The organism is Bacteroides sp. AF29-11, assembly GCF_003602895.1.
GTDB lineage: Bacteria > Bacteroidota > Bacteroidia > Bacteroidales > Bacteroidaceae > Bacteroides > Bacteroides uniformis.
The window spans coordinates 30,057-41,914 of the sequence record NZ_QTLY01000013.1 but is presented as its reverse complement, the minus strand read 5'-3'; the positions used below and the strand labels follow the sequence as shown (position 1 = coordinate 41,914).

Annotated in this window: 14 protein-coding genes; all 14 read left to right on the top strand. The window is 32.3% G+C overall.

Annotated features, from left to right (window positions below; genetic code table 11):
* Positions 1 to 51: 51 nt before the first annotated feature.
* The 14 genes from DWZ03_RS19385 to DWZ03_RS19320 are packed head-to-tail and all read left to right on the top strand — an operon-like array spanning position 52 to position 11,086.
* Positions 52 to 393 carry a hypothetical protein gene (locus DWZ03_RS19385; protein WP_007559113.1) on the top strand — a complete coding sequence of 114 codons (342 nt, stop codon included), beginning with the start codon at positions 52 to 54 and terminating at the stop codon, positions 391 to 393.
* Positions 394 to 412: 19 nt separating this feature from the next.
* Entirely contained in the window at positions 413 to 727 is a 315-nt protein-coding gene (locus tag DWZ03_RS19380) for a DUF4134 domain-containing protein (RefSeq protein WP_004295370.1), read from the top strand.
* Position 728: 1 nt separating this feature from the next.
* Positions 729 to 1,028, top strand: coding sequence for a hypothetical protein (locus DWZ03_RS20420; protein ID WP_004295371.1), 300 nt, complete (start codon positions 729 to 731; stop codon positions 1,026 to 1,028).
* Between the two features lie 5 nt (positions 1,029 to 1,033).
* On the top strand, positions 1,034 to 3,874 hold the full coding sequence (locus tag DWZ03_RS19370; RefSeq protein ID WP_007660146.1) for a hypothetical protein: 2,841 nt from the start codon (positions 1,034 to 1,036) through the stop codon (positions 3,872 to 3,874).
* A 10-nt stretch (positions 3,875 to 3,884) separates the two neighbouring features.
* Entirely contained in the window at positions 3,885 to 4,559 is a 675-nt protein-coding gene (locus tag DWZ03_RS19365) for a hypothetical protein (protein ID WP_004295374.1), read from the top strand.
* A 1-nt stretch (position 4,560) separates the two neighbouring features.
* The gene (locus DWZ03_RS19360) at positions 4,561 to 5,217 is read left to right on the top strand and encodes a hypothetical protein (protein ID WP_007559119.1); all 657 of its coding nucleotides are present in this window, start codon (positions 4,561 to 4,563) and stop codon (positions 5,215 to 5,217) included.
* Entirely contained in the window at positions 5,210 to 6,232 is a 1,023-nt protein-coding gene (locus DWZ03_RS19355) for a plasmid transfer protein (RefSeq protein ID WP_007559121.1), read from the top strand. Before DWZ03_RS19360 ends, DWZ03_RS19355 begins: the two co-directional genes overlap by 8 nt.
* A gap of 32 nt (positions 6,233 to 6,264) precedes the next feature.
* Entirely contained in the window at positions 6,265 to 6,879 is a 615-nt protein-coding gene (gene traK, locus DWZ03_RS19350; protein WP_005647312.1) for a conjugative transposon protein TraK, read from the top strand.
* Positions 6,879 to 7,310, top strand: coding sequence for a hypothetical protein (locus DWZ03_RS19345; RefSeq protein WP_007559125.1), 432 nt, complete (start codon positions 6,879 to 6,881; stop codon positions 7,308 to 7,310). Before traK ends, DWZ03_RS19345 begins: the two co-directional genes overlap by 1 nt.
* A 3-nt stretch (positions 7,311 to 7,313) precedes the next feature.
* Positions 7,314 to 8,423: a conjugative transposon protein TraM gene (gene traM / locus DWZ03_RS19340; RefSeq protein WP_007559128.1), complete on the top strand. Its 1,110-nt coding sequence runs from the start codon at positions 7,314 to 7,316 to the stop codon at positions 8,421 to 8,423.
* 1 nt (position 8,424) lies between these two features.
* On the top strand, positions 8,425 to 9,264 hold the full coding sequence (gene traN, locus DWZ03_RS19335) for a conjugative transposon protein TraN (RefSeq protein ID WP_004295380.1): 840 nt from the start codon (positions 8,425 to 8,427) through the stop codon (positions 9,262 to 9,264).
* 12 nt (positions 9,265 to 9,276) lie between these two features.
* Positions 9,277 to 9,780: a hypothetical protein gene (locus DWZ03_RS19330; RefSeq protein WP_007559132.1), complete on the top strand. Its 504-nt coding sequence runs from the start codon at positions 9,277 to 9,279 to the stop codon at positions 9,778 to 9,780.
* 2 nt (positions 9,781 to 9,782) lie between these two features.
* Positions 9,783 to 10,442 carry a hypothetical protein gene (locus tag DWZ03_RS19325; RefSeq protein WP_007559134.1) on the top strand — a complete coding sequence of 220 codons (660 nt, stop codon included), beginning with the start codon at positions 9,783 to 9,785 and terminating at the stop codon, positions 10,440 to 10,442.
* Positions 10,443 to 10,444: 2 nt separating this feature from the next.
* Entirely contained in the window at positions 10,445 to 11,086 is a 642-nt protein-coding gene (locus DWZ03_RS19320; RefSeq protein ID WP_007559135.1) for an OmpA family protein, read from the top strand.
* Positions 11,087 to 11,858: the final 772 nt, after the last annotated feature.

Genomic DNA, 11,858 nt, shown 5'->3' with positions numbered 1-11,858 from the left:
ATCAAAAGTACAGAAAAAGGGTCGATTAATGAAACTTTTAAATTTAAGAATATGAGTTATTCACAATTTATCATGGCTGTATTTGCCATTTATGTAGTTTACTACGCTGCAAACATCCTGTATGATGCTTTCCTAAAGCAAAGCAAAACCAATACAGGTGAAGAAGAAGAAATTATTTCAATAGGAGAGGAAGAAGAAATACCTCACAAAGTTGTAGATGAAGATTTTGAAACAGGCTCATACGAAAAAGAAGATGAAAAAAAAGAATCTGAACAGAATTATGTATCTGTAAATGAATCTATTGAAATGGAAGTTGAAACACAAGGTATTCCAATGGAACAACTTCTTGCTAAAGGGAAAAGCATGTTTTCACACGTAAATTTTAACAAATAAACAACTAATTTTTATTCAAATGAAAAAGTTTTTTTCAAAAATTGCTCAAAGAGCATTCGCTTTAGCCATTAGCATAATGGTAGTAACTAACACTTTTGCACAAGGTGCTGCGGGAATTGATGCAGCTAGTTCTGAACTTGCAACCTACATGGACCCCCTAGGAAACATGATGATGATACTAGGAGGTCTAGTAGGATTAGTTGGAGCAGTGCGAGTTTATTTAAAATGGAACTCTGGTGACCAAGATGTACAAAAGGCTGTTATGGGCTGGATGGGGTCATGTATCTTTCTGGTTGTATCAGGTGTTGTCGTAAAAGCATTCTTCGGAATCTAATATGTCGAAAGAGTATCCAAGTTACAATGTATATAAGGGGCTACAAAAGCCCCTTATTTTCAAAGGATTTAAAGGCAAGTTCATATATATCGGTGGAGCTTGTATTATTAGTGCTTTACTTTTATGTGCTATTGTTTCTACTCTGGCTTCTTTTATGTGGGGAGGTATAACTCTTGTAATAGTTATGTTTGGAGGGTTAGGAATAACATCGCAATTACAAAGAAAAGGGCTTCACAGGAAAGATAAACGAAAAGGCATATATATAGTATCACGCACTTTTATAAGAGATAGAAAAAAATAAAGCTTATGAAAAAGAAAAGTGAATTTGAAGCTCCTTATATTGGTATTGAAACAATAGACAATACTCCTATATTCTATAACCGAAGGGGCGACTATTCTGTTATCATTAAATGTGAAAATCCTATAATACAGTATTCAGCAGATATGGATGCTTACTATGATTTTCACCACTTATTTACTAATATCCTCAAAGTATTAGGAACTGGATATACAATACAAAAACAGGATATTCTATGTAAAAAATCATTTTTACCACCCCAGAATAGGAAGAACGACTATTTATCAAATCGTTATTTTGAACATTTTAAAGGACGAATATATACTGATATTTCTACTTATCTTGTTATTACAGGAGAAGTAGAAAGGTCTAAATTCTTTTCTTTTGACCCTCGAAGGTTTGATACTTTTATTAGAAACATCACAAAAGTATTAGGACTATTCGCTAACAGAGGAATAAGAGCTAAACTATTAAATGAAAATGAAATAGAAATATATATAAAAAGATTTCTATCTATCAATTTCAATCAGCAAACAGTAAGCCTAAAAAATATCAAAGCAAGAGAAGAAAATCTTATAATTGGAGAAAAAAACGTACAGTGCATTTCTCTTGTAGATATTGACGAAGTTAATTTTCCTTCTGTTATAAAACCATATAAAGAGGTCAATATTGGGCTAAGGTTTCCTGTTGACTTACTCTCTTTTTTGCATGATACACCAGGTATAGACACAATTATCTATAATCAAGTAATAAATATTCCAGACCAACGAAACGAAGCAAACAAATTAGAAGGCAAAAAGAAAAAACATAAAGGAATGCCTGACCCTGCAAATGATTTATGTGTAGAAGACATAGAACGAGTGCAGTCGGATATTGCCAGAGAAGGGCAAATGCTTGTATATGCACATTATAATATAATTCTTGCTGGTCTTGATGATATTAGTAAGGCTATCAACTATGTTGAAACATCTCTTTTTGATTGTGGCATTATTATTAATAAACAATGCTTCAACCAATTAGAATTATTCGAATGTGCACTGCCAGGAAACGCAATCAACCTAAACAGTTATGACAAATTTCTAACAACTTCCGATGCTGCAATTTGTCTTTTGTTCAAGGAAAAATTACAAGTAACAGAAAACAGCCCTTTTCTTACTTATTTTACAGACAGACAAGGATTGCCTGTTGGAATAGATATGTCCGGGAAAGAAGGTGAGAAAAAATATACAAATAACTCCAACTTCTTTGTTTTAGGTCCAAGTGGTTCTGGTAAGTCTTTCTATGTCAACTCCAAAGTAAGACAATGGGTTTTAGATAACACTGATATTGTATTGGTAGATACAGGGCATAGTTATTCAGGAATGTGCGAATACTATCATGGCAAATACATTACTTATTCTGAAAGCAAGCCTATATCTATGAATCCTTTCCGAATTACTGAAGAAGAGTATAATGTAGAAAAGAAAAACTTTCTTAAATCATTAATTTTCCTGATATGGAAAGGTGCAAATGGTGAGGTCAAAAAGCAAGAAGAAGAAATTATGGATATTACCATAGAAAAATACTATTCTTTCTACTTTCATCCCTTTAATGGTTATTCAGATGCGGAAAAAGAAGCCATACGTGAAAATTTACTACTCGAATTTCAAGTCAATGAAGAAGAATTTGAAAACGAAAGGGAAAAAGAAGAACGCAAGATACTTTCCGAAAAAATAGAGAAATTACAGCAACTAGTAGAAAAAGGAGAAGGCGGAGAAAAAACCAACGCAGAAAAAGCGATACAAAACATTCTCATCGAAAAAGGCTTTACACGCCAAGAGCTTGATAATCCTGAAACTAGATTACTTTCTATAATAGAAAGACGAATCCAGAAGAAGGAAGATATATTGAAAGAAATAAAAGTTGAAAGCTTATCTTTTAACTCTTTCTACGAATTTTCCCTACGCATTATACCTATCATTTGCAAAGAGAACAAAATTGATTTTGATATTACTAACTATAAGTTTCTATTAAAAAAATTCTATAAAGGAGGACAGTTAGAAAAAACTCTTAATGAGGATTTTGACACTTCCCTTTTTGAAGAACCCTTTATAGTTTTTGAAATTGATGCAATTAAAGATGACCCTGAATTATTTCCAATAGTAACCTTAATTATTATGGACGTTTTTATTCAAAAAATGAGATTAAAAAAGAACAGAAAGGCATTAATAATTGAAGAAGCATGGAAAGCCATAGCTAGCCCTATGATGGCTGGCTATATACTCTATTTGTATAAAACAGTTCGTAAATTTTGGGGTATGGCAATGGTTGTTACTCAAGAACTGGAGGACATAATTAGTAATCCTGTAGTCAAAAACTCTATAATCAGCAACTCCGATATTATATGCCTATTAGACCAAAGTAAATTTATAGACAAATATCAAGAAATAGCAAATCTTTTATCCCTAACGGAAGTAAATCAAAAGCAAATATTTACCATAAATCAACTTCCCAATAAAGAAAACCGTAATCGGTTTAATGAAGTATTTATAAAAAGAGGAAATTATGGAAATGTATTTGGAGTAGAGGTTTCTCTACACGAATATTTCACATTTACTACAGAACGAATTGAAAAAGATGCTGTTGGATATTATCATATCATTTATGGTAGTTTCCAAACAGGATTGGATAATTTTATAATAGACCTAAAATCTTCCAAATTAAAAAATATGGATTGGGTTTTACAAGTCAATAAGGTACTAGGGTATCACTCCGATGATGGAAGCCTAAAAGATATACTTAACATCATAGGGGAACAACCATTATATAAGTATATCCTAGATAAATACAAATGGATTACAAACCGTTAAAGATAATATCATGAAGAAAATCCTATTTATTTTAGTGGTAGCATCTACTTTAACCCAAGTTGCATATTCGCAAAAGGCAGTCTTGGATATAACCTGTATGGAAACACTTATAGCTAATCATAAGGTGCAACATACTTCTTTCTCTAAAGTGAAAGAGAATGAAGCTCAAATAAGCCTTATACAAAAACAAATCAGTGAAAAAATGGTTCAGATTGAATTTTTCCAAAGCAAATTTTATAATAGCCTAAAATCTGTAGAAGCCATCATAAAAACAGGAAAAGATATTATCTACTGCACTGATATTGCAGCAGATATTGGTAAATATCAAAAACAAATGGTTGAACTTGCTGTAGGTGACCCGGCTTTATTATTGGTGTCAGCAAAAACAGAGCTAGAATTAGTAAATCGCACTGCGGATTTGACACAATACATTTATCAGGTCGCTATTGTCGGGACAGATGTAAACCTTATGGATAATAAGCAAAGAATAGACTTGCTTAAGTATGTTATTAATGAACTAAGAAACATGAGAGGTATAGCATACGCTGTATGCCGACAGATGAAAACAGCAAAAAGAAATGGAGTATTACAAACATTAGCTCCGGGGGTATTTAAATACAAAGATAATCGTTCAAAATTAGTTGATGATTTATTACAGAATTATAAAGTAAAACCTAAAAGATAATATGAAAAGAGTGCTTTTATTTTTTTCCCTAATGTTGATTATTGGTACTTCTAATACCTATTCCCAAATGCCTGTAAAGGATAAAGGGAAATGGAGCGTGCTTAATAATATGGAATTTATGGATAGAGTACGACTACAACCAGAATGGTATCATTACTGGATATGGTATAAAAAGGTTTTGGGTATTAAAATTCCTTTGCCGGGCTTAGGGTTACACGACAAATACGGGAAGGAAGATAGACGTAATTTCCAGTTACAAGAAATTCCCATGATGGCAGCCGTAGAGTACAATAAATCAGAAACAGAAAAAGAAGGGTATAATGTTGATACCATATATAGACAGGAACTCTTCAAATTTGGAGATAAAGAAATTGATTATCAATATACTTTAACTAAAAATCGTAGAAATGATATTCTTAATGATATAAATAAAAAACTTGTCGAATATTCTTCTAATGGCGGTAATAAAGAACATGTTGAAGTTATAACTGATGAAGTTACTAGAATAAAAAAGAACATAGATATAATCCATGATTCACATATGAGTAACTCTAAAAAAAGGGAAGCCTATTTAGATTTTGATAAAGAACTAATAGAGGTTCTTTCATTAATAACAAGATTGAATAATATAAATAAAACAATAATGAGCCATGAATGAGTTAATAGATAAATTCTTATTTGAATTATTTGATGGACTAAGAGATAAAACAACTGTTCTATTCGGAGAATTTATTGCGGATGCACAAGCATTGGCAGCAATCTTTATGTTGTTATATTTTGGAGTAGAAAGCTTCAAAATGATGAGTGGAGATAAAAAATTAGAGATTATCCCGTTATTGCGTCCATTCGCACTGGGATTGGTTCTTATGTTCTGGATTCCCTTTATTAATCTAATCAGTTATCCCGGAGAGTTATTAACAGCACGAAGCAAGGCTATGTTTACGAATCAGATAGAAGAAGTAGAATTACTTTCTCGTAATAGATATGCACTCATTGATAGCGTAGCAGTAGAGTTATTACATACTTCATTAGAAGTTGAAAGAGCCGAAAATGAAGTTAAGGATAAGAAATGGTATGATTTTAGTATAGACTTCTCAGCTATTGGAGACAAGATAGCTGGATTATATGTATATGTAGTCGCTAAGGTTAAAATGATAATGTTTAATATCATTGAATTTATTGTCGTTACTTTTTGGCAAGTATGTACCTATTTTGTCTTTTTCCTACAAATCATATTCACAGGAATATTAGTTATTCTTGGTCCACTAGCTTTTGCATTCTCTGTTTTACCTGCATTTCGGGATGCTTATATACAATGGATAGCTCGTTTTGTCAGTGTTAGTTTATATTCATGTATTGCATATATAGTATTATCAATTTCTTTAGTAGTAATGCAATATGGGATAGAAAGAGAAATTGAAATTTTAGAATATGCGCTTAGAAATGAAGCTGCATTTGTCATGTATGTCGGAATGACCTCTGGAGGTGTCAATAGCTTCCTTCTTACAGCATTACTTGGAGCATTTGCCATGCTTACAATACCTTTTGTTTCTACATGGATTGTAAGTACAACTGGAGTAGGGCAAGCAGTAGGAGGCATGGTTGGAGGAGCAGCCATCGCAACCAAAGCTGTAGCAGCTCCGGCTACAGGTGGAGCCAGTGCAGCTATGTAAAAAGATTCATTAAATTTTAAATTCACATAATCATGATTATTAAAAACTTAGAAAATAAAATCAAATTAGCCGGAATTTTATCCATTGGCTGTTTTGCAACTAGTATAGTTATTTCAGGTATGGTACTAGCCTTTTGTTTCTCTTTAGTAAAAGCTGAAAGAAAAAAAATATATGTTTTGGATAATGATGTCCCTGTACTAGTAAAACAAACTGGTACAGAAGTCAACTTGGAAGTCGAATGTAAGAGCCACATAAATCTATTCCACACTTTATTTTTCACATTACCACCAGACGATGAATTTATAAAATACAACATGGAAAAAGCCATGTATCTAATTGATGATAGCGGATTAAAACAATATAATAATTTAAAAGAAAAAGGATATTTCAACACCATATTAGCGAGTTCTGCAACAGTAACAATTATGACAGATAGTATCAAGGTGGACATGAACAACCTATCTTTTGAGTACTATGGCATCCAACGTATAGAGCGAGAAACCTCTATTCTAAAAAGGCAACTTGTAACTACAGGGAAATTAAGACAAATTCCACGTACTGAAAATAATCCTCATGGACTTATTATCACAGATTGGAAAACGATACTAAACAAAGACCTAGATTATAAAGTAAAAAAGAATTTCTAATGAAACTGTTTAAACATAAAAAGAATGATAGAAAAGAAAGTATCAAGACTAAAGCCGAGCAAGCTACAGTTGTTCTTCTTACTAAAATATTTCAAAAGTTCGGAGTTAATAACGCTTGTGAACGCTTATTGGCGTGGGCTGATATACACCGTAAAGCTATGTTTGGAATTACGATTTCATTCCTTTCTTTCGTCACAATTCTATCATTAGTAATGCGTCCAGAAAGAAAGCCAATGCAAGTTTTCAACGAAGAAAAAAGCAAAGTACAAATTAACATTGATAGTACCCTACAAAAAAAACAAGTAGGAGTTCACGACTTGTTAGAAGTGATTAAAATGCAAAATGAAATTAATGAGCTAAGAAAAAATGGGAAATTAACTCCAGAAGACACTATACGAATAAAAAATTTATACAATAAATTAAATAAATAGCGTATGAAACAGATTGATATTAAAAAGCCTAAGTACATCATTCCGATACTCATCCTACCTTTTATTCTAGGGATAGGATGGCTAGTTAAGGATATGATAAACTCTGCCCCAGCAGAAGAAACTACATTAGTAGAAACGGAAGAATTAAATCTTGATATTCCTGATGCTAATTTAGAAAAAAGAGAGATAAAAAGTAAATTTGAATCACTCAAAGGAGCTTTCAATAAATCTTCTGATTATTCATCAATACAAACCATAGATAAAGAAGAAGAAGTTAGCGAAATTGAAAGTTCTGGTTCTCTTTACTCCAATGATGAAATAAGGCAAATTGACAGTTTAAATCAAGCTTCTAGAATCCGAGAAAAGGAATTGGAACAACAAATAAAAGGATTTCCTACTATAGATGAATCAAGTCAAACAGAAACTAGGAAAGCTCCTGAAAAATCCAAGATGCAAGAAGAAATGGAGCTTTTTAAAATGCAAATGGCTTATATAGATTCATTACAAAATCCACGTCCTAGAACACCTCAAAAAAAACAAGATGAAAAGCCAAAAGAAAAGGCTATAGAAGTTGTAAAAGCGAAAAATCCCGCAGAAGTATATTTTAATACTGTAGGGAAAGAACAAAAAACTTCACTAATCACAGCTATATTAGATGAAACTTTAAAAGTAACAGATGGTAGCCGAGTACGCATACGGCTTCTAGATGATATAATGATTAATGACGCTCTTTTAACTAAAGGCACTTACCTATATGGGAATGTATCTGGCTTTAAAGCTCAAAGAGTACACATTAATATTTCCTCTATAATGGTTGATGGCAGACAAATGAAAGTAGATTTATCTGTATATGATAATGACGGACAAGAAGGTTTCTTTGTTCCTTCATCAGCTTTTAGAGATTTGAGTAAAGATGTTGGAGCGCAAATAGGAAGCCAAACTATACAAATGAACAGCCAATCAGAAGGAGTAGAACAATTCGCTTTAGGTGCTTTACAAGATGCTTACCGTAGTACAACCCAAGCTCTTTCCAAAAACATCAAAAAAAACAAAGCCAAATTAAAATATAACACACAAGTTTTTTTAGTAAACAACAAAGATAAAGAACAATAATATGAGAAAGATTTTTATTGCATTATGCACAATGGTTTCTGTTATTACAGGAAATGCACAGAACACCCCTATTGGAGAAAACATCGAGCTTGCAGGTGAAAACCCAGAAGAACTAAAGGTTATATACGTCAACAAAGATGTTTCAACGCATTTTATAGCTATGGAAGATATAAAATATGTTGATATATCAGTCAATGATATTGTTGGCGATATTCCTACTGGTAACTCTCTTAGAATAAAGCCCACAAAAGAAGGAGCTAGTGGAGTTATCACCATTGTTACAGAAAGATTTTTCGTACAATATATGCTAGTATATAGTAGCGATTTAGCAAAAGCATACACTCGCTTTAATATCCCTTATGCTGATTTACGTAGCTATATGAATCCAGAAGTGAACTTAACCAAAGCACAAATGTATGATTACGCACATAGAATGTTTATTTCAAAAAATAAATTCTATGATGTTTCCAGTAAAAGTAACCTAATGAAAATTGTACTAAACAATATCTACACATTAGATAAGTATTTCTTTATTGATATTTCTATGATTAATAAAACAAAAATACGATATGATATAGACCAAATACGCTTCAAAATAGAAGATAAAAAACAAACAAAGGCTACTAATTTTCAATCTATAGAAATACTTCCATTGATGCAAGTTAATAAGAATCTTGTTTTCAAGAAGAACTATCGAAATATTTTTGTCTTTGAAAAATTTACTTTCCCAGACGAAAAAGTTCTTACCATAGAAATATCTGAAAAACAGATTTCAGGACGTACTATAACATTAAGAATTGATTATGCAGACATTCTTCATGCAGATGCTTTTACTGAATAAAATTTTACGATTATGAAAAGAATAGCATTTCTTGTTATCACCTTATTTTTTTCCCTAAAGTCAATGGCTGGTGATGGTGATAAGTTTTTTAATATTTCAGGAGGTTGGCAATGGAAAAATACCGTCAATGCAGTTGTAGGGCTGGAGTTTGAAGGTAAATATCACAATGCTTATGAACTATATATTGATTTAGCTACAGCATATGATAAATGCCCGGTATGTAATAAGGTATGCTCTGATAGTTTCTGGAGCTATAAAACATTCGGCATAGGTGCAGCATATAAACCTACAATCTCACGAGGCAAAAACAGTAATTTAAGATGGCGGTTTGGAGCAGATTTAGGAGCTAACAGAAAAGGGTTTCAGGCTTCCATTGATATAGGTTTAGAATATAGCTATTCATTTAGAAATGGAATGCAAGTCTTTGTAATGCAAAAAAATGATTTTGTCTTTTGGACACGTGACCATTTCCGAAATGGATTATTAGTAGGTGTCAAATTTCCAATAAATAATTAAGTATGAAAAAAATATATATAATTCTATTATCCATTATAGGGGTAATATCATCATGTACAAAACACGAAGATATTATAGACACATCATTACAGCCGGGTAGTATCTTATGTAGTGATGGAAGTATAGTGCATCCCTCACTTTTTTCACCCAATGAAAAAGAAGCCATTGGAGTTGTATTTTGGTGTAATGATGGGAATAATCCTGATATAAAAGAAACCGCTTATGCCGTTTCATTAGAAGATTTAGAAGAAAATCCTTTAATAGATACAGACGAGGATATAGCTAATGTTTCGGAAGATGAAAACAGCTTTGATGGAGCAGCTAATACTGCCGCAATAATGAACTTTGCTATAAAAGATAGTTTAGCTTATCCAGCAGCTCAAAAAGCTATAGAATACGCACCAAAAGGTGTTACAGGTTGGTTTATTGGCTCTATCGCACAAAACAAAGCAATCTCTAATAATCTTGAAAAGGTATATTCTTCTTTCTCAATCATTGGAGGAACGCACTTTGATGGTTGGTACTGGAGTTCTACAGAAGATGGAGCAGGAAAAGATACTCCTAAAGTGTTTGCACTAATTTCTTCATTAACAAAAGGAAGAGCAACCAGTACAAGCAAAAGAAATTCATTTAAAATCAGACCTATTATAGCAATAAGATAATCATGAAAAAGAAAATAATTATACTAGCAGCCTTCGTTGTTACATTTTTTACCGCATGTACTTCAACGCATATGATAACTTTCAGTAACGCTGAACTAAGCGACAAAGAAAAAGACATGATAGAAAATAATAGTAACTATTCAACCGCTTCAATAGTTGGTGGAAGTGCAAAATTAGTTAAAGAGGAAAGAGATAAAGCTATCCAAGAAAAGATAGAAGCTAGAAGAAATAAACTAAAAGCTATTGATGGCTTATCAATCTCCAGCTATAAAGATAAAAATGGAAAAGAACAGTTTAAAGCAACAGCTCAAAGTGAAATCCTATTCAAATTTGATTCATATGAATTAAATGAAGAAGCTCAAAAAATGCTTTCTGACTTATGTAATATCATTAGTGAAATACCCAATACTAAGATTAAAATAATTGGGCATACTGACAATATAGGAGAAAAACAATACAATATCATACTTTCTAAAAATAGAGCAGCAGCAGTAGGAAATTACCTTAGAACCGCTGGTATAGAAACAAACAACATAACAGAAGATGGAAAAGGATATAGCGAACCCATTGCAGACAATACAAGTGAAGCTGGACGTGCTAAAAATAGGAGAGTAGAAATATTTATCACAAATGATGAATATTAAAAAGAGAGATTTCTATTAACAAAGACCGGGAGGTAAAACTCTCGGTCTTTGTTTTATAGTCTGGAAAGAAATTGATACCGTACTTTTCGGAGTTCCGGCACTGATGGGCAAACATGGCATGATGAAATGATACCGAATTATCATTCCTGGCACACCCTGCAGAACGACCTTTTGATACCAAATACAAAAAGCTGCCGGAAGCCGGACACAAAAAATTGATACCATAAAACATTAGGGAAAAAGAACAAAGAGAAAACACTATATATAAATAATATATGAATATATAATATATGAACCTATAAACATATAATATATGATTAATATACTCCACTTCCAGAAAGAGCAACACGAAGAATCTTCTTTTCCCTAAAGTTCTTTGTGTCGTTTCTCTCTATATCTGAATACAGAAAAACGGCTGCATCATAAAAGAAACGATACCGACACCATTCAGGAACTATCGCCCATCAGCAAAAGGATTGCATCTAATTGATACCTTTTCTGCCTGCACTGGAGAGAAACCGGGAAGGTATTTGATACCGTACTTTTCCGGGTTCTGCCCGGCATGGACGATAAGAGAACATTATTATGATACCAAAAACTTTAGGGAAAAATAAAACTTCGGCAGTCTATAAACCTAAAACCATTTTTAACAAAAATAATTGTCCTATTATTTGCGACATTTATAGAAAATTACTATCTTTGAGTATTGAAAATAAAGAGATAAATAAACTTTTAAAGCTGGTTTGGCTGCCAGTATAAAGAACAGCAAACA